Below are 18,764 nucleotides of genomic sequence, written 5' to 3' on the forward strand. Positions count from 1 at the left end.
CTTGGCTTACGGCAGCTCGATCAACTCCAGTTGTTCTTGACGGAAAACCAACGGTTGCCGTATCTGCCAGGTTTTGTCTTGGGAGAGTTGCAATACTTGCTGATGATGATTCGCTAAATTGGGGCGATGTCCTACGCTCAAAAAAGTTGTACCCATTGCTTGAAGCGCTTGGTAGAGGCGTTCCTCATTGTCAAGATCCAAGGCGCTGGTGGCTTCATCTAAAATGGCGTATTTGGGTTGATTTACGAGTAGGCGAGCAAAGGTGAGACGCTGTTGTTCTCCTAGAGATAGAACCTCTGCCCAATCGCGCTGGGCCTCAAAACCCCCAAAGCGTTCATCTAAATCCGCTAAGTTGACCTGTTGCAGTACGTGTTTTAAGGATTGGTCATCAACTTCAATATGAGTATTGGGGTAAAGCAGTTGGTCCCGCAGCGTTCCCATCACCATATAGGGGCGTTGGGGCAGAAACAGAATTTCGCCTGCTTCTGGACGCAAAATGCTGCCACGACCCGCGTTCCATAATCCTGCGATCGCGCGTAGCAGCGAACTCTTGCCGCAACCACTCGGCCCCATCACCAAGAGTCCTTGCCCGGTCGATAAGTCTACCGAGAGATCTTCGATCAAGATTCGTTGATGGTTAGGGGTTTCTAAGGTGAGATGTTCTACCGCAAGGCGATCAGCGGCGATGGTCTGAATGGTTGTCTGGGGAGATGAGCTAAGAGCAGCAGTATCAGCAGTTTGGCTGGTTTCTGTCTGTTCTAGAAACTCAGCAAAGGTATACAAACGATTAATGCCCGCGCCAAAAGTAGTTAGCGCTTGGAAACGAGCCACTACCACATTCAGCGAGAAGAAGACCCGGACAAAGGCTCCTTGCGCTTCACTGACTTTACCTACCTCCATCTCTCCCGCAAAGATCGCTGGCGCTACAACCAGAGCTGGCAGCACGAAAGGGATGAATTCATAGGCGTTCGTCAATACATTCAAATTTAATTCCCAAATTAGCAGCCGCTTCACATTGTCGAACACTTCCAGAAAGCGGTGTTGGATCTGTTGCGACTCCTGCTCCTCTCCTCGATAGAAGGCGATCGCTTCGGCATTTTCCCGAATTCGCACCAAACTAAAGCGAAAGTCGGCTTCTTTTTTGAGTTGTTCAAAGTTGAGCCGTACCAGTGGTTTGCCAAATACAAGGGTGGTCACTACGGTACCGACCAAAGCGTAAAGCACCAGGAAAAGTACTAGAGGGCGAGAAATTCCCCAAAGGACGCCACTAAATGCAATCACTGAGAGCACAGACTCCACTAGCACTAACAAGAAGGTCAGAGATTCTTGGGTGAAACTTCTGACATCTTCCGCAATCCGTTGATCCGGGTTGTCGATGTCTGTGTTGGAGGTGTTGAGGTGATAGTAGGCGCGATCGCTAAAGTAGTTCTCTAAAAAGCGATTGGTCAGCCAACGCCGCCATTGCAAACTCAGGCGATCGCGCAAATACCGATAACCTGCGAGTAGGGGAGCGTAGATGACGAGAACGGCAATAAAGATAGTGACGGTTTGCCAGAATCGGGGTTCATCTTGAGCCGAAAGTGCTGAGATTAACACTCCTCGCTTGTTGTTGAGCACCACGCTCAGCCCTGTGTAGGCCAGCAAAAATAGCACCACTCCCAGCAATAAGCCTCTGGCTTGCCATTTCTCATCTCCGAACCAGTAAGATTTGGCGATCGCCCAAAATTGCTGCAACACTTTGAAGTTCAATCGATCCATCTGCTTGCTTTCCTTGAATTGCTCTGCTAGCGGTGCCAACCACGACTCAAAGGCTAAACCGACTCAAGCCAGTTGAAATCTGCCCGATAGCCGATTCTACAGTGCAAAGTGCCGATGTGAGGCTGATCCATACTCCCAGGCTTCTTGTGTCAACCGCCATTCAACTTGTTGCCAACCCTGGGCTGTCATCCAATCGGGGCTGGGACGTTGGCCCACTTCAATAAACCCATAGCGCTTGGCCAAACGAGCGACCCGCAGATTTGCACTAACAGAAACACCTAAAATCTCTTTTAATCTCAGCTCTCCAAATCCAAACTCAATCAAAGCTTGGCCAATCTCAATGGCATAAGCGTAACGCCCCCAAAACTGAGGAGCCAACTCAATGCCTAGTTCTGCTTGATTGGCGTTATAACCTTCGCTGCGTAAGCCACCGCAACCAATGAGCTCTAGTGATTTGCGGCGATCGAGGATAGCAAGCTGATAGTTGCGGCGGGGAGATTCGGTTGCCCATTGGCTGAACAGACGGAGCAGTTCCTGAGTCTGGTTGGGTGTGACTTCTTCGGGCGCACAGAATTCGGCATATCGTGGATCGGCATGATAAGCCAAGAACGGAGGCTCGTCTTCCTGAGTAAAGTCTCGCAGCAGAAATCTCTTCGTGAGGATTTCCATAGTTTTATCTTCTACAGTAGCCTGAAGGCGATCGCCCTATATTGTGAACTTAAAAGATTTTTCCGAGAAAAACCTTCCCTTTGTTGAAGTTGGATGACTAGATAGAGATAGTGTTTAGTTATACCGTATGTTCGATCAGCGAGAATTGTATGCGCTAGAAGAGGGAGGACCGTTACGCCTCGACATTTCTTGGGGATTCTTCAGCCCCAAAATTGTGATTCGGCTCGATGGCGAGGTCATTAGCAAAATCCCTAAAAGCCAACTTACTGAGCTGCATACGTTTCTCCTTAATGACGGCTCCCAGTTAGAGATTCAGCAGGTTGCCAGCTTCAAAATTTTGGGTATGGTGTTTCAGCCCTACTTGCACATCACCTTAAACGGGCAAGCTTTACCGGGGGTCATAGTCAACCCCGAACAACGTCAAGAGGATGCTAGCGGTTGGGTTCTCTTTATTGCCTTAATGAAGTTTGTTCAGGGGATACTGGCACCTACCAAAGCCCTCACGTTCCCTTTACCCTGGAAATTCCAAGAGTTGGTGGAGTGGCAACAGAGCTTTACAGGTGCGATCGCGACTGGCCTCATTTTGCTAGGACTTTGGTTTCTAACCAAGCGCTACAGCAAAATGGTTTTGACTGCGGCCCTGGTGATTATTTTGGGCAGCTTCCTATTGGAGCTCGCCTGCACCCTGATTTGTCGCCAACCTCGAACCTTTGTCCTAGCCGCGATCGAAGGTCTGGCCGCGATCTCGCTCTATCAAGCTTTAAAGACGGCTCCCAAAAGTCAATAGGCCAACCTCACCTGACTCGCCCGACTACAAACTTGAGATAGCGTCCTTCTGGAAAGTGAGCGGGGACAGGATGATCGAGGGGTTGACCTGCTTCATGGATGATTTGCACTCGTCGTCCTGCCGAAGCCCCTGCTGCCGCGATCGCTTCCTTAAAGGCTTCGGGGCTGACCTGACTCGTACAACTGCCGCTTACCAGTAATCCACCAGGAGCGACACAACGCAGAGCTAGTGCATTCAGTTTGACATAAGCTCGTTGTGCAGCATGACGATTTTGCTTGCTCTTGGCAAAACTTGGTGGGTCAAGAATTACTAGATCAAAAAAGCGCTTTTGCTCCACATAGCTATTGAGCAGATTGAAACAGTCTTGGGTCACAAAGGTATGTCGCTCAGGTTCCAGACCATTGAGAGCGATATTGGTGTTTGCTGCTTCTGCCAGCCCCTTGCCAATATCGACGCTGGTGACATGCCGTGCCTGACCCCGCAACGCATATAGCGAGAAGGCTCCTGTATAAGCAAAACAGTTGAGGACATCACGCCCTTGGCTTAGGTCTTGGACAAAGCGGCGGTTTTCGCGATGGTCTAGAAATAGCCCTGTTTTTTGCCCAGAATACAAATTTACCTGAAACGCCAGTCCGTGCTCTTTCACTACCAAGTCATCCGGTGCAGGCTGACCCCACAAGCGTTCGATCTTGCTATCACATTTGCCCTCAGCTGGTTCATCCGAGGCTCTATGCTGAGTGCGTAGGAAGATGCCCTGTAGGGGTTTGGCGGCTCTGAGGGCATCCACTAGCCAATCGAGGAGCACAGCGGCTCCTTCCATGTAGGTTTGCACCACGGCAAAGTCGTTATAGAGATCGACCGTTATCCCTGGCAGGCCATCTCCTTCGCCAAACAACCACCGATACGCAGTACAACCTTTTTCTCTGAGTGGAGAGCGCAAGTCCCAAGCGGCCTGTACCTGTTCCCGCAGCCACCGAGCATCCGGAACTTGCTCCTCCGAAAAAATCCGGATCGCGATCGGGCCATTGGTATCCCAAAGACCATATCCTGTCCAATTGCCACAGCGGGCTCGCACCCAGGTTCCGGATGGGAAATGCAGGTTAGATGGGACATGGTTACGGTAGACCCAAGGATGCCCTTGCAGGAGCCGCTCTTTGAGAGCTGTTGGAAGTTGAATGTGGGGCAGCTTTGCCATGATTTCAGTTAAACAGCCGTTCTTTGTTCGCTGCGCCTAAAAAGAGTCCTTTTCAACTATACAATTGCGATCGCTCAAATACCGATCCTAATGATGGAGCGATCGAGCTTTTAAGCTGTCAGAAATGTAAGCGGACACAAGCAATCAGGAGTTGGGTACGTGGTGGCCTCGCCAGTGGAGGAAGGCAGCAGCTTGTGCCTTGCGAAGCATGAAGCGGTCAGACTGCGATCGCAGTTCTATCAACTCCAGTTGTTCTGCTTGAGATAAGGTTCGGTTCTGGTTGCGATCGAGTAACTCGTCGTATCGTGCCATCTCTTCAGCAGTTTTTCGAGCTGAGGCAATTTTCCACAAAGCCTCGTCTTCAAGGCGATCGAGTGCTGCTAAGTCCGTCTTGAATTCATCTGGTACATTATCCCAGTCTGGCGGACTGCCAACTTTGAGGGCATGCAGCATCACTTCTTCGAGCGATCGCCCAGTTGCGTTAGCAGTATTGACCAACCGCTGATAGATTAGGTCTGGAATTTGTAGGGTAACAGTGGCAACCATTGAGATTCAACGTTCAACTTCTAGTAAAAGAATGTTTAGCAAGTCTACGGAGTTATGGCTTAGACGCAGGAGGAAGCTGAAGTTCAATGCCTAGTTTGCTGCCTAAATCTATGGCGTTATTGGCAAAATCGGTGCCGCTTGCAATCTGTGTAGCAATCATTGCACCGATGGCTGCTAAAGCAAACAAGCGCTTTCTCAATCGGGTTAAATTGCGCTGATTTTCAGGTTTCTTGATTTCCACTTCTACATCATCAATGTCAACCAAGGCATCATCCTGGATTTCCTGAGGGAATTGCGCGGCGATTTGGCGCATGTTGGTGATGAGTTGTAAGAGTTCAGCAGTGTTGGCACCGCTGGTTTGGCTAAAGTTGGATGCTGTCACTTGAGCGCTATCTTTAGCTTCATTGACGAAGTTTCCGATGTTTGCGCCTTGGTTATTGTTTGTATACTGAGAACCTTCTGACATTGCTCTTGCCTCTGCTTTGTTGTTGTTGATAATAAATATATTCTTGTATGCTTTCTCACCCATGCTTCCTTTCTCATCAATTTCGTGTTTTTGCCGCAGTTCGATCGGTTCGTAACCCTCTAGAAGTTGGCGCAGATTCACAATGATACCTAGCCTGCCGATTGGATGATCTCGAATTCCCATCTTTTCGAGTCCCAAGAGTTCCTGGTAGTTAAGGGGTGGATGGTTGGGATAGTCAGGAACAGGCACCCACTCAGTTGCTTCAGGGTTGGCGAAGGTGCCGTGAATTCGGTTGAATACATCGCGGATCATCACCAGGAACGATCGCCGAGTTGTTTCACGACCGCTGATAGAGATGAAGATTTTCTTATCTTCTAGGTCAGCTTTAATGCGGGCAATGTTGTAGGTTTCGCTACCTTCGGTATAGGCAAGCATGACTCCGCTGCGCCAGTAAGTGTGGCTATAGATTTTGTCGTGGGTAAGAACAATGAAGCGGGAGAGGATGCTTTCGGGTAGAACGCGATAGTGATACTGAAACTCTAGGGTGTCGCCTTCGAGGTTAGTATCTTTGGGTTCCTCTTTCGAGAGGAGTCCGGGGATGAGGAAGGTATCTGTAGCGCAGTTATGGATTTGGAAACAGAGCTGAAATTCTTTCATCAGCTCGATTAGGTAGTGATGACGATTGGTAGGGTAGCGTTGGGAGTTAAGAACGCGGCTGAGGTCAGCGTAGGTAAGAATGCCTTTGGTTTTAGTTTTGAGGATTTCATCACTGAGGAGGGCGTAAATACCCTCAGTTACCCAATCAGGGTTGAGGACGTTGGTGGATTGCAGAATCGGGTGATCGCGGAAATTAAGTACCAGTCCTAGGTTGTGCAGGAGGTCAATTAGTTGTTCTTGGTTCGTTTCTTCGGTGACAGTTTTGGCAGCACAGATGCAAGCGTATTTGCCATAGCTGATAAAGTCTTCATCCATGCTCTCAAGCTGTTCTTTCACCTCAAACCAGGAGAGTGGTAGGAGGTTGTAAACATCGTTGAGTTGGCCCACTTCACGGGTAATGGCGCTGCGGAGATCGTTGATTCCCTCGTTGGTGTCGCAAGATGTTTCAATAATGTCTTTGATGTTGGGGTATTTATCGCGTAGAGCTTTGCGGTTGATGTCGAAAGGCTGCTCGTCCTTTTTGTTGCCCACGATGATGACGGGAGATTGACCGCCAAAGCTTTCGATCAGTTTGAGCCAGTATTCAATGCGGTTTTCCTCTTCACTGGTGCGGCAGTTGCACACCAAGAGGTAAAGAGATCGCTTGGTTAGGAAGAACTGGTGAGTGGCATGGTAAATTTCTTGTCCACCAAAGTCCCAGACGTTGAGCCGCACATCTTTGCTGTTGACGTGAATATTCCAGGTTTCGATGTTGAGGCCATCTGTTTGAGATTCGTGGCGATTAAATCGGTTGTAGAGGAGACGGTTGATCAGAGAGGTTTTGCCGACACTACCTTGACCGATGAGGAGTAGTTTGGCTTCATTCAACGGGCGGACTTCGCCACTACGGAGTTGACGGCAGTAATTGAAGATAGCCTCAACAGAACCAGGATCTTGATGAAGGTCTGGTGGGCCAAGAATTTCTGGGGAAATGGGTAGCGGATTTTGACGCAGATCTAATTTATTGAGATTGGGTAGTTCTTCGAGCCAACTGGGTATCTCAGTAATTTGATTGTTATAGAGGTGAAGCTTAGTGAGATTGGTGAGTTGTGCGATCGCTTCTGGAACTTGCGTGAGCTGGTTGCCAGAAAGGTCAAGCTTAGTGAGATTAGTGAGTTGTGCGATCGCTTCTGGAACTTGCGTGAGCTGGTTGCCAGAAAGGTCAAGCTTAGTGAGATTAGTGAGTTGTGTGATCGCTTCTGGAACTTGTGTGAGCTGGTTGTCAGAAAGGTCAAGCTTAGTGAGATTAGTGAGTTGGGCGATCGCTTCTGGAACTTGCGTGAGCTGGTTGCTAGAGAGGGTAAGCGTAGTGAGATTAGTGAGTTGGGCGATCGCTTCTGGAACTTGTGTGAGCTGGTTGTTAAAGAGGGCAAGCGTAGTGAGATTGGTGAGTTGGGCGATCGCTGCTGGAACTTGTGTGAGCTGGTTGCTAGAGAGGGTAAGCGTAGTGAGATTGGTGAGTTGGGCGATCGCTGCTGGAACTTGTGTGAGCTGGCTTCTAGAAAGGTGAAGCGTAGTCAGACTTGTCAGTTGTGCGATCGCTTTTGGAACTTGCGTGAGCTGGTTGTTAGAGAGGTCAAGCGTAGTGAGATTGGTGAGTTGTGCGATCGCTTCTGGAACTTGTGTGAGCTGGTTGCTAGAGAGGGTAAGCGTAGTCAGACTTGTCAGTTGTGCGATCGCTTCTGGAACTTGTGTGAGCTGGTTGTTACGGAGGTAAAGCGTAGTCAGACTTGTCAGTTGTGCGATCGCTTCTGGAACTTGTGTGAGCTGGTTGTTACGGAGGTAAAGCGTAGTCAGACTTGTCAGTTGTGCGATCGCTTCTGGAACTTGTGTGAGCTGGTTGTATGAGAGGTCAAGCGTAGTGAGATTGGTGAGTTGGGCGATCGCTTCTGGAACTTGTGTGAGCTGGTTGTATGAGAGGTCAAGCGTAGTCAGATTGGTGAGTTGGGCGATCGCTTCTGGAACTTGCGTGAGCTGGTTGTTAGAGAGGTCAAGCGTAGTGAGATTGGTGAGTTGGGCGATCGCTTCTGGAACTTGCGTGAGCTGGTTGTTAGAGAGGTCAAGCGTAGTGAGATTGGTGAGTTGGGCGATCGCTTCTGGAACTTGCGTGAGCTGGTTGCTAGAGAGGTGAAGCGTAGTCAGATTGGTGAGTTGGGCGATCGCTTCTGGAACTTGCGTGAGCTGGTTGCTAGAGAGGTGAAGCGTAGTCAGATTGGTGAGTTGGGCGATCGCTTCTGGAACTTGCGTGAGCTGGTTGCTGGAGAGGTCAAGCGTAGTCAGATTGGTGAGTTGGGCGATCGCTTCTGGAATCTGCGTGAGCTGGTTGTTAGAGAGGGAAAGCTCTGTCCAACCTTCTTCGGCTGCTTGATCAATTAGCGCTAGCAACTCCTCTCGCGTCATGCCTTGTCTCTCCGGATGGTGTTTCTAGTCTGACAAAGCTTTTAGAGAATGTCAGGGTTTCATTGCAGCGATGATTCACCAACAATTACAGGTTAATGTTTTGGGTTTCACGCAAAGCTCAAAGTATTCTCGGTTACTGTTGATCAATTCACGACTGAATCTTTTCAACTCAAAGCTCAATGATTTTGATTCAGCCTTGATGCTATTTTGTTCAGCTCTAAAGGATTCAGCTTCAACGATAAACCTGCGCCCTTTAGCCGCCAATGTACAACCTTTAGCTTTGAATGGTCACACTTCAGGTTTGGCAAAATTGCGATCGCCCCAGCTAAACGCGATCGCCTACCGCAACCTGCCTGACCTGAGAATACTAACGACAAGCCAAAGTCCTAGAAAACTAGCAACGACGAATAAGCCAATGCTGAGTTGAGAGAGCCTACCTGTGGGGGCATTGGAGGAGATGATCGCTGCGCCGATCGTCAAGCAACCCACAAGGATACTAAAAGAGAGACGGTTGGCGGAGTCGTCCATGCTGCGACGGAGCGGATCGAGGTCACGGATGGTGAGATTCCACTTTAGGGTCTCGGAGGTGACGCGATCGAGCAACAGTTCAATTTGGCGAGGCGATTGTAGGGAAAGACTTTTGATATCTAGAGCCGTGCGGAGTAACGCTTGGAGCGGTTGATCGCCAATTAACTGTCGCCGGAAGAGATCGGTGATCAAGGGTTTAATCTGCTCTAACAAATTGATTTCTGGATCAAATTGTCTAGCCACACCTTCCAAGTTAGCCAGTGCTTTGGCATATAACCCTAGGTTGCTAGGGAAACGAATTTTGTTGTTTCGAGCCGTTTGCAAAATCTCATAGAACACCTGACTAAAGTTGAGTTCCGAGAGATTGACATTGGCATACTTCCGCAACATGCGATCGTAGTCGGTTTCTAAGCGGGCTAAGTTCACCACGCTTTGGCTGGAAGTTCCAAGTTGTAGGGTCAGTTGCACACAACGCTGAGCATCCATATCCGAAATCGCCAAGATCATCTCGGTCAAAATTTGCTGAGTACGCGGATCCAAGCGTCCCATCATGCCGCAGTCTAAAATTGCAACTCGGCCATCCTTGAGGTAGAACAAGTTTCCGGGATGGGGATCAGCGTGGAAGAAGCCATCAATGTAGAGCTGTTGGAAGAACACACGAAACAACAAAACTGTAATTTGCCGCCGTTCTTCTTCGGGAATAATAGTATCCGCACTAGGGCGAATCTCAGCGGATAGCAAAGGCACGCCATCCAGCCACTGCATCACGAGCAGCTTTTCGCTGGTCAAATCCCAGTTAATTTCTGGAACGACTAAACGGGCGGGGTCAAACCAGCGACTACTAGAGAGATTGCGGCGCAGTTGGTCAGTGTAGCTGGCTTCTTGGCAAAAATCCAATTCTGCTTGTAGCGCATTGGTAAATTCCTCAGCGATCGCTACGATGTCGTAGTCTTTGCCTAACTCGGTGCGGGCGGCTAAATCTGCCACTCCCCGAATCAAAGCAATATCTTGCTTAATCACTGCTTCCAAGCCCGGACGCTGGACTTTAAGCGCTACTTCCTGACCATTTGCCAACGTCGCGTGATGGGTTTGGGCGATCGAACCTGCGGCGACGGGGACTGCATCAATGGTGGCAAATACCTCATCCAACGGTCTACGGAGGGCTTGCCGAATCACCATTTCAATCGCAGGCCAAGCGACTGGAGGTACTTCGTCTTGGAGGGTAGAGAGTTCTTCAATATACTCAGCGGGCAGCAGGTCGGGGCGAGTGCTGAGTAACTGGCCGAGTTTGATGTAGACAGGGCCTAGATCTACCAAAATGTTTCGGAGGACAGCAGGAGGCGGCAATTTGGGCTCATCCGCCTTGCCTCCGGTGAGCAAGCGACGCATGAAGTCCCAACCGTTGCGGAGGACTACTTCAATAATTTCTCGCTGACGGGAGCTGGTTTGCGCTAAAAACACGGGACTTCCTAGGGAATGAGATCAGGGGGCATGAGTCAGTGAGCCGCGATCGCTCATAGCCAGAGCTAGAGACCCTATCCACTGGCATTGATTCGGTCACTGACTCTCTTTTAACGCTCAACGCTTCAGTTCGCCAAGTCCCCCAAGAGGGAGATTCCAGTCCAAATCCTATGGGAACCTAACCCCCAGCCCTTCCCTACCAGGGAAGGGGAGCCAAGAGCAGAGCCAGGTTGGGGAAGGAGTTTAAAGTAGGTGTTCTAGATCAGGGCGATCGCGCAGTTTTCCGAGGGCTTGCTTAATTTCCTGGGTGCGGTCTTTTTTAACGACTAAAGTAACATTGCCATCTCGCACGACCACCACATCCTCTAGGCCAATTGTGACGATCACATCTTCGGGGTTGGTGGCATAGAGAATCGCTCCTGCGGTATCAATGCCGACATGGGTTGCCAACTCAACATTGGCATTCTCTCCTTTAAGCAAGCGCTCGATCGCCGTCCAATCTCCCAAATCATCCCAACCAAAGCCGACGGGCAAAACATAAGCCTTTTGGGTCTTTTCCATCAGCGCATAGTCGATGCTCTTCTTCGGCAAATTGGGATACGAACTGGGGCCTTGCTGTTCTAGGAGGTGCATCAGCTCTGGGGCGTGAACTCGCAGCTCATTGAGGGTGACGCCCGCTCGAAAGACAAACATGCCGCTATTCCAGCTAAAGCGACCACTGGCCAGAAATGTTTCTGCGGTTTCGCGATCGGGCTTTTCGGTAAAGCGATCGACGCGGTACGCGGGGGAGCCTGCGTAGCTACCTGTATTTTCTCCCTGCTCAATGTAGCCGTACCCCGTGGAAGGATAGTTGGGTTTAATGCCCAAAGTGACGATCGCCTCTTGTTGGGTAGCTAGTTCCGCAGCAGCGCTCAGGGTTTGTTGAAAAGTAGCTTGATCCTCAATCCAGTGATCGGCAGGAAAAAAGCCAACAACCGCATCTTCTCCATAACGCCGAGCGATTTCTAAAGTGCTCCAGGCGACCGCAGGGGCAGTATCACGGCCTTCCGACTCTACCAACAAATTCTCTAGAGGGAGATCGGGGAGTTGTGCTTTTACGCCGTCGGCTAAATGGGCAGCAGTGACCACCCAGAGATTTTCCCAACCTCCTGCTAAGGGCAACAAGCGATCGGCGGTGGCTTGCAATAGGCTTTTACCACTGCCATCTAAACTTAGAAATTGCTTGGGTCGTAGCTTGCGGCTCAGGGGCCAGAAGCGTTCGCCTTTGCCACCAGCCAGGATCACGGGGATGAGGGAATTGCTCATTGCTTAGATTGTCTCTGGATTAACAGCCTATGTTTCACCACACTGACAACGGTCTAGGGATGAGAGTTCCGTTGCCAGAAACGGTCTATTGACACCATAGTCTAAGTTGTAGGGTAGAACTAGGGCTGAACCCAATTGGTCACAAAATTGTTCGCTCCCTCACAAAGTCATCACAAATGGGTTTGGAGCGGAAGGGTGACTGTAAAGGTTGTGCCCACTCCTAATTTGCTGGTGGCTGTAATGGTGCCGCCTTGCAACTCAGCAAATTTTTTGGCGATCGCTAAACCTAATCCTGTGCCTGGAATCTGTTCCACATTACTACCGCGATGAAAAGTTTCAAATAAGTGGGGCAAATCTTCAGCAGGGATACCAATTCCTTGATCTTGAACCTGTAAAATAGCAACGTCATGCTGTTGCTGTAACTCAAACCAGATCTCGGTGTTTGCAGGTGAATATTTAATGGCATTGGTCAATAGGTTGCTCAAGACATGGCGCAACAGATCCTCATCCATCTCTACTTCTAAGTCGTCTCTCTCACACCTAAACAGGATTTGATGTTTCTTGCCACTGGTCAGTTGAAACTCAGTGATTAATTCTTGACAAAAGGCGATCAAATCCAGCGGAGCAGGCACAAATTGAAACTTACCGGATTCCGCCTTACCTATGACCAACACATCATCGACTAGATGCACTAAGCGTTTTGTCGCATTAAGAATGCGTTGAAAACATTCCTGCTGCTTGGTGAGATCAAACGCTTCAGAATGATCTCGCATCAGTTGAGCGGTCATCTGAATGGCTGTGAGCGGGCTGCGAAACTCATGGGACATCATGGAATAGAACCGAGACCGTAGCTCACTTAGCTCTTTTTCGGTTTCGAGGGCTTTTCGCATCTCCTCAGCTTGCTTGCGTTCGGTGCTATCGCGTGCATTCACAATAATCCGGGTCATACCGCCGGGTTCCACAAAATGTTTGCCACTGGCCTCTAGGACTCGCCAACTTCCATCTTGATGTTGGCACCGAAATTCAGTCGTCGCCGTCACTCCGGGCTGAGCAATGACATCCTGCAAGAGGTGCTGTACGTTAGAAACATCCTCAGGATGCATGTATTGAAAAATATTGGTGGCTGCGATCGCCTCTGAGTTATATCCTAAAAGAGATTTGCTAGAAGGACTGCTGTAGTGAATGGTGCCATCGATCGCCAAAACTACAATCAAATCGAGGGCATTCTCGATCAGCGATCGAAAGCGTTCTTCATTTTCTCGCAAGGCTTTTTGGGCTTGCCGCAGTGCTTCGCGTTCTTGGGCTTCTCGCAGTTCCCGCTCGATCGCTGGCACTAATCGCGCTAGATTCCCTTTAATCAAGTAATCATGCGCCCCTGCTTTCATCGCGGCCACAGCAATATCTTCGCCAATCGTGCCGGAGACAATAATGAAGGGGATATCTAGATCTCTGGCTTGCAACAAAGCCAAAGCCGCTGGAGCACTGAATTGGGGCATGGAGTAATCACAAATAATCACATCCCAACTGTTCTGTTCTAGGGCTGCCTGCATCGCCTTGGTGGTGTCCACACGCTCGTAAATTGGGTCATAACCCTGTTGCTCCAGTTCTATGACTAATAACTCTGTGTCATCCTCAGAGTCTTCCACAATCAAAGCTCGCAAGAGCCGACCCATGACATGCTCCTGTCAAACTAAAGTGTTTATAGTGAGGGCGTTTCGTTTAGAAGCAACCAATAGACCCCTAGTTGGCGAATTGCTTCCATGAATTGATCAAAATCTACAGGTTTGCGAATGTAGCTGTTGCATCCCAAGCTGTAACTACTAATTAAGTCTTGCTCCTCTTTGGAGGTGGTTAAGACAATGACGGGTAAAACGTTGGTGCGATCGTTACTGCGGAGACGACGCAAGACTTCCAAGCCATCAATTTTAGGGAGCTTTAAGTCCAACAAAACGAGGGATGGCATAGGGTAAAGCTCGCGATCGCGATAGATTCCTTGACCCAATAGGTAGTCTAGCGCTTCGGCTCCATCCCGCTTAACAATGACCTCGTTGGCAATCTGGCAGTCTTCAAATGCCAATAAAGTCAACTCTTCGTCATCGGGATTATCTTCTACGAGTAAGATTCTTTTTTTGAGCATGGCAGTTGTTTTAGACCGTTTCCTGATTCTCGGAAGAGAGGTTGCGCTCGGCTTTGGGGGACAGCGTAAAGTAAAAGCAAGCTCCTTGCTCCACGGCCCCTTCGGCCCACACCTTACCACCATGTCGGTGAATGATACGCTGTACGGTGGCTAAGCCAATGCCAGTCCCAGGAAACTCAGTCATCGCATGCAGTCGCTGAAAAGCTCCGAATAATTTGTGAGCATACTCCATATCAAAGCCAGTGCCATCGTCACGGACAAAGTAAATGGGTGTGTCTGCTGAGGGTAAGGCTCCCAACTCAACCCAGGCTTGAGAATGTTTGGATGTAAACTTCCAGGCGTTTCTCAGTAAGTTGTCGAGCACAATGGTTAGTAGTTGAGTGTCACCATAGGCCATCAAGTCAGGGGCGATCGCCAACTCGACTTGACGCTCTGGCGGGCTCTGCTGTAGCTCGGTCGCGATAGACTGGGCGATCGCGCTTAAATCTACTGGCTGCCAGCTCATTTCGCTGCGAGTCACTCGCGACAAATTGAGCAAATCATCGATCAGTTGGCCCATTCGCTGCGTACCTGCCCGGACTCGTTGCAAGTAATGTTGCCCCTTAGCATCGAGTTGCTCGGCATGGCGCTCTAGTAGCGTTTGGCTGAAGCCATCAATACTCCGCAAAGGAGCACGCAAGTCGTGGGATACCGAGTAGGCAAAGGCTTCAAGTTCTTGGTTGATGGCCGCTAGTTGGGTAGTGCGCTCCGTGACCCGTTGTTCCAATTCCTGATTGAGCGCTTTAATTTCTTGCTCTGCTCGCCTGCGATCGGTGATGTCGCGCGTCACCTTGGAGAAACCCCGCAGTTGCCCAGTTCCGTCATTCAAGGCAGTCAGGATGACATGCGCCCAAAACTGCGACCCATCTTGGCGCATGCGCCAGCCTTCTTCTTCAAATCGGCCTGTCGTGGTAGCGATCTGTATTTCTTGCTGAGCTTTAGCCTGTGAGTTGCTGACATCGGGGTAAAAACGAGAAACTGATTGGCCAATAATCTCTGGTGCTTGATAACCCATAATTCGCGCTGCACCGCTGTTCCAACTGGCGACTTGGCCCTCAGCACTCAGCATAATAATGGCGTAGTCTTGCACCCCTTCTACTAGCAAGCGAAAGCGCTCCCTGCTGTTCCTTAGGGCTACTTCTGCTTGTTTGCGCTCAGTCATATCGAAGCGAATGGCTAGGTACTGGAAGGGGTGCCCCGCCTGATCCAGAAACGGCACGATGGTCGTATCGACCCAGTAATAGCTGCCGTCTTTCGCTCGGTTCTGAATTTCTCCGTGCCATACTTTACCGCTGCTAATGGTGGCCCACAGAACTTCAAAAAACAGAGCAGAATGATGACCCGAATTAATGATGCGATGGTTTTGGCCTAGCAATTCGGCTCTGGAGTATTTCGACAGCTCACAGAATTTGTCATTGACGTAGTTGATGGTGCCGTGTTGGTCGGTTGTGGCTACGATCGCGGCTTTATCTAGAGCAAATTTAATATCAGATAGCTCTTTGAGCGATCGTCGCAGTTCTGTTTCGACTCGGCTGCGCTCAGCAATTTCACTTTTGAGCCGTTCGTTCGATTGTATTAAGGCGGCGGCTCGTTCACTCACTCGTTGCTCTAGCTCTGCATTTAGAGTTTGTACATGAGCTTCTGCTTGCTTACGCTCCACCACTTCATTAGATAAAGCTAGGTTGACCGCTGCAAGTTGCGCTGGACTGGTTAAAGCCAAGGCTTGAGGCAGTAAGTAAAATAACGAAGCGGCGGTTCCTACTGAAGCTAAAGCAGTAATCGCCTTAACCAGGCCAGCCAGCCAATACACGGGATGCCATAGCGTCCAAATATTAATGACATGCGTTGTGCCGCAAGCCACAATAAACAGCCCAAACATCCAAAAAATCCAGTCAAAAGGAATATCTCGGCGCTTCCGCACGAAATACACCAGCATGAGCGGAATTGAGTAATAAGAGAGCGCTATCAGGGCATCTGAGACGAGATGCAGCCCTACTAGACCTGGCTTCCAAAGGTAACAGTGTCCGTGTGGGATAAATCCGCTGGAAACCAGCAACGTTTCGAGAAACTCCGACATACCATGTTTCCTAGGGGCCTGTCTCTATTCTCAATGGTTCTTTGCTGGTTGACCGCGAAGGGATGCGAAGTTCACCCAAAATCAGTAGGAGGCATCAACACCATGCCGATACCATTCTGTTTAAGAGAGCCAAATTTCCTGAAGGATGGTTGGTGTTTAAGGTTATTGATTTTAGGTTTCGCGATCGCCTTAGTAAGTTGCACTCCTGCCCCTGTACCTGTGATATCTGGGACATCTGGGACATCTGGGACATCCGGGGCATCTGCACCTGGAGCATCTGTGACACCTGGGGCACAACCTCAAGCCGCCCCCTCTAGCTCTACCCAAACTAAACTTCCTGATGCTTCACCTACCGAAATCGCCACCAGCTCATCTATTTCGTTTCAAATGTTGCCCATTGGACGCAATCCTTTATCAACCCGCTCTATTTCTGAGCCGCAACTTTTAGTATTTCGAAATCAGCAAGAATGGGCTAATTTTTGGAATTCTAATGCTTCGTCCGATGCAAATCCGAAAAAGACTGTGGTGCCTGCCGTTGATTTTCTCGACCAGCAGGCGATCGCAGTCACCTTGGGTTCGCGGCCTACAGGTGGTTTTAGTATACAAATTGACCAGATAGAAAAGTTAGCAACATCCCAGAGTCAAGAGTGGGTGGTTCGTTATACAGAGAAGGTTCCAGGTGCAGATTGTTTTGTGACTCAGCAGACAACAACCCCAACAATTTTTCTTTTGACAGCCGCTTCCGATGCGCCTATTCGTATGCAAGGAAAGATACTCACAGACTCTTGTAATAGTTAGCAACTTTCTTGAGAAATTCGAGAAACATTCCCCCTCAAGGTGGAGTCTGACAGACAGTGGTAATGAATTTAACTTGCGTTTTATTCACTGCCTCTATCGCAAGTTCGAAGAAATTAGCTTATATTAACTAGGGTTTGCATCGAATTACTCAGGCTGATCATTATTCTAGTTACATTCATCTAGCCACACTGTTTGGAGTGAGGAGACTTACGCAATGACATCTGGACATACCCCTGCCTTCCTAATGCAAGGACTCCGGTATTTGGTTCGATTAGGAGGGCGGCACTGGTGGGTATCTGCCCTGATTTGGCTAGCCATGATCGCGCCTGCACGAGCTGCTCTGGACTTACGAGTTGCGATTGAAGAAGGAACCCAGCAAGTAGGCGTGGCTAGCTCTACCAAAGCCTTCATTAAGGATGGGGCGGGACGTACTTTAGGAGAGCTCCCTCCTGGTCAAGCTTTGAGTGCTGCCTTGAGTGCAGGTGGTGTGTCCCTACAAGGACAGTGGAAAGCAGGTCAGATTTGGGTAGAACCAACAGAAGGGGGATATGTCTGGATTGGCGATCGCCCAGAGCGCGGTAACTGGTATCGCGGACGAGCGTTCTTGGTGCCCACGGCTAAGGGGCTCACCGCTGTTAATTACGTAGATTTAGAGCAATACCTCTACAGTGTGGTGGCTTCTGAGATGATTCCCAGTTGGCCTCAAGAAGCTCTAAAGGCTCAAGCGATCGCCGCCCGCTCTTATGCTCTCTATCAGCGACAAACCTCGGCCAACAGCGTTTACGACGTCGGTGATACGCAAGCGTGGCAAGTTTATGAAGGGGTTGCCAAAGAAACCTCCACAACTCAAGCCGCAGTCAGCGCCACGGCTGGGCAAGTTTTGACTTATGGCGGTCGCATCATTGAAGCGGTGTTTCATTCTTCTTCGGGTGGGCACACCGAGAACGTAGAAGATGTATGGAAACAACCTCTCCCCTATCTGCGTGGCGTGCAAGACTACGACCAAGGCACACCCGTTTATCAGTGGGTCAAAATGTTCTCTAATTCTGAGCTGAGCAACCGCATTTCTGGTGTCGGAAATGTGATTTCTATGCAACCAGCGCGGACAACGCCTCGCGGTCGCGTTGTCACGATGAAGGTAGTGGGTGATGCTGGCAGTCGCACCCTCAGTGGAGATGCCCTCCGCAGCGCTTTGGGGTTGAGAAGTACCCTGTTTACTGCGACTCCTGTAGCGGGTGGAGCGGCGAATAAAAGTAGTGGTTCCCTGCCAGCTTTTCAAATTTCGGGTCGTGGCTTTGGTCATGGTTTAGGCATGAGCCAATGGGGAGCCCACAACCTAGCTCAGCGTGGTCATAACTACCAGCAGATTGTTTTGCACTACTACAAAGGCACAGCGCTTGCCAAAATTCAGGTGCAATAGAAGTGTAGTCGAGTTGTTTTGCTTGCCTACAACGTAACTTCCTAGAGAAATTCAGGAGTTAGCTAGCGACGGAAGCCCCGCGCTGTACTTGAAAAGTCAGCGTCGGGATAGGGAGTCCGGCGATGAGGAGTCTCACCCCGAACGATGCCATAGGCGGGTGGAGTAGGTGAGCGACGAATCGCCAACCTATCGAGCAAATAAAAGGCTTGAAGTCTATTCATGGCAAGGGTCTCAAGGTATAATTCAGATGGTTTAACACCCCACCTGACCGCATCGAACAGACAGGCAAACTTCAAAGTAGAGGTTCGACTCTTGCCGCAGACAGATCGGTAGCTCAGGGAAGCTGTTTTCTCCAGCTGGTCGCCATGGCGTAAATCCAAGAGAAGCAAAAGCAAAAGTTATCAACCTGCGGAAGGCGGGTTGCTGCCTGGGTGGTAGGCAACTATCACGGGAGTCAGTGGGATGTGCTGCGAATGCAGGCA

Annotated in this window: 15 protein-coding genes; 4 read left to right on the forward strand and 11 right to left on the reverse strand. The window is 49.8% G+C overall.

Annotated elements, in window-relative coordinates; genetic code table 11:
* Nucleotides 1-6: 6 nt before the first annotated feature.
* Together KME12_06480 and KME12_06485 are read right to left on the reverse strand one after the other, a co-directional pair.
* On the reverse strand, nucleotides 7-1,758 hold the full coding sequence (locus KME12_06480) for an ABC transporter ATP-binding protein/permease (GenBank protein ID MBW4487420.1): 1,752 nt from the start codon (nucleotides 1,756-1,758) through the stop codon (nucleotides 7-9).
* A 96-nt stretch (nucleotides 1,759-1,854) separates the two neighbouring features.
* Nucleotides 1,855-2,427, reverse strand: a complete 573-nt coding sequence (locus tag KME12_06485) for a GNAT family N-acetyltransferase (protein ID MBW4487421.1) — start codon at nucleotides 2,425-2,427, stop codon at nucleotides 1,855-1,857.
* A gap of 127 nt (nucleotides 2,428-2,554) precedes the next feature.
* Between KME12_06485 and KME12_06490 the strand changes: the two genes are divergently transcribed.
* A complete protein-coding gene (locus KME12_06490) occupies nucleotides 2,555-3,214 on the forward strand; it encodes a hypothetical protein (protein ID MBW4487422.1) in 660 nt (219 codons plus the stop codon).
* 7 nt (nucleotides 3,215-3,221) lie between these two features.
* Here KME12_06490 and KME12_06495 read toward each other — a convergent pair whose 3' ends face one another.
* From KME12_06495 to KME12_06505, 3 genes are all read right to left on the reverse strand, one after another.
* Entirely contained in the window at nucleotides 3,222-4,409 is a 1,188-nt protein-coding gene (locus KME12_06495) for a class I SAM-dependent rRNA methyltransferase (protein ID MBW4487423.1), read from the reverse strand.
* A 144-nt stretch (nucleotides 4,410-4,553) separates the two neighbouring features.
* Nucleotides 4,554-4,955: a hypothetical protein gene (locus KME12_06500; protein ID MBW4487424.1), complete on the reverse strand. Its 402-nt coding sequence runs from the start codon at nucleotides 4,953-4,955 to the stop codon at nucleotides 4,554-4,556.
* A gap of 52 nt (nucleotides 4,956-5,007) precedes the next feature.
* Nucleotides 5,008-8,517 carry a leucine-rich repeat domain-containing protein gene (locus tag KME12_06505; protein ID MBW4487425.1) on the reverse strand — a complete coding sequence of 1,170 codons (3,510 nt, stop codon included), beginning with the start codon at nucleotides 8,515-8,517 and terminating at the stop codon, nucleotides 5,008-5,010.
* 207 nt (nucleotides 8,518-8,724) lie between these two features.
* On the opposite strand from KME12_06505, the gene KME12_06510 reads away from it, so the two are divergent.
* Complete coding sequence (locus tag KME12_06510) at nucleotides 8,725-8,874, forward strand: hypothetical protein (GenBank protein ID MBW4487426.1); 150 nt, start codon at nucleotides 8,725-8,727, stop codon at nucleotides 8,872-8,874.
* On the opposite strand, the gene KME12_06515 is transcribed toward KME12_06510, so the two are convergent.
* From KME12_06515 to KME12_06535, 5 genes are all read right to left on the reverse strand, one after another.
* Nucleotides 8,857-10,434 carry an AarF/ABC1/UbiB kinase family protein gene (locus tag KME12_06515; GenBank protein ID MBW4487427.1) on the reverse strand — a complete coding sequence of 526 codons (1,578 nt, stop codon included), beginning with the start codon at nucleotides 10,432-10,434 and terminating at the stop codon, nucleotides 8,857-8,859. The genes KME12_06510 and KME12_06515 overlap by 18 nt on opposite strands.
* 315 nt (nucleotides 10,435-10,749) lie before the next feature.
* Nucleotides 10,750-11,811 (reverse strand): mannose-1-phosphate guanylyltransferase, encoded by a 1,062-nt coding sequence (locus KME12_06520; protein MBW4487428.1) that lies wholly within the window; start codon nucleotides 11,809-11,811, stop codon nucleotides 10,750-10,752.
* 170 nt (nucleotides 11,812-11,981) lie between these two features.
* On the reverse strand, nucleotides 11,982-13,484 hold the full coding sequence (locus tag KME12_06525) for a PAS domain S-box protein (GenBank protein ID MBW4487429.1): 1,503 nt from the start codon (nucleotides 13,482-13,484) through the stop codon (nucleotides 11,982-11,984).
* 26 nt (nucleotides 13,485-13,510) lie between these two features.
* Complete coding sequence (locus tag KME12_06530) at nucleotides 13,511-13,948, reverse strand: response regulator (GenBank protein MBW4487430.1); 438 nt, start codon at nucleotides 13,946-13,948, stop codon at nucleotides 13,511-13,513.
* 10 nt (nucleotides 13,949-13,958) lie between these two features.
* Complete coding sequence (locus tag KME12_06535) at nucleotides 13,959-16,064, reverse strand: PAS domain S-box protein (protein ID MBW4487431.1); 2,106 nt, start codon at nucleotides 16,062-16,064, stop codon at nucleotides 13,959-13,961.
* Nucleotides 16,065-16,166: 102 nt separating this feature from the next.
* Between KME12_06535 and KME12_06540 the strand changes: the two genes are divergently transcribed.
* Together KME12_06540 and KME12_06545 are read left to right on the forward strand one after the other, a co-directional pair.
* A complete protein-coding gene (locus KME12_06540; protein ID MBW4487432.1) occupies nucleotides 16,167-16,862 on the forward strand; it encodes a protease complex subunit PrcB family protein in 696 nt (231 codons plus the stop codon).
* A 244-nt stretch (nucleotides 16,863-17,106) separates the two neighbouring features.
* Entirely contained in the window at nucleotides 17,107-18,282 is a 1,176-nt protein-coding gene (locus KME12_06545) for a SpoIID/LytB domain-containing protein (GenBank protein ID MBW4487433.1), read from the forward strand.
* Between the two features lie 62 nt (nucleotides 18,283-18,344).
* Here the strand turns inward: KME12_06545 and KME12_06550 are convergent, their stop codons facing one another.
* Complete coding sequence (locus KME12_06550) at nucleotides 18,345-18,503, reverse strand: hypothetical protein (GenBank protein MBW4487434.1); 159 nt, start codon at nucleotides 18,501-18,503, stop codon at nucleotides 18,345-18,347.
* Between the last annotated feature and the right edge of the window lie 261 nt (nucleotides 18,504-18,764).

The organism is Trichocoleus desertorum ATA4-8-CV12 (genome assembly GCA_019358975.1).
GTDB lineage: Bacteria > Cyanobacteriota > Cyanobacteriia > FACHB-46 > FACHB-46 > Trichocoleus > Trichocoleus desertorum_A.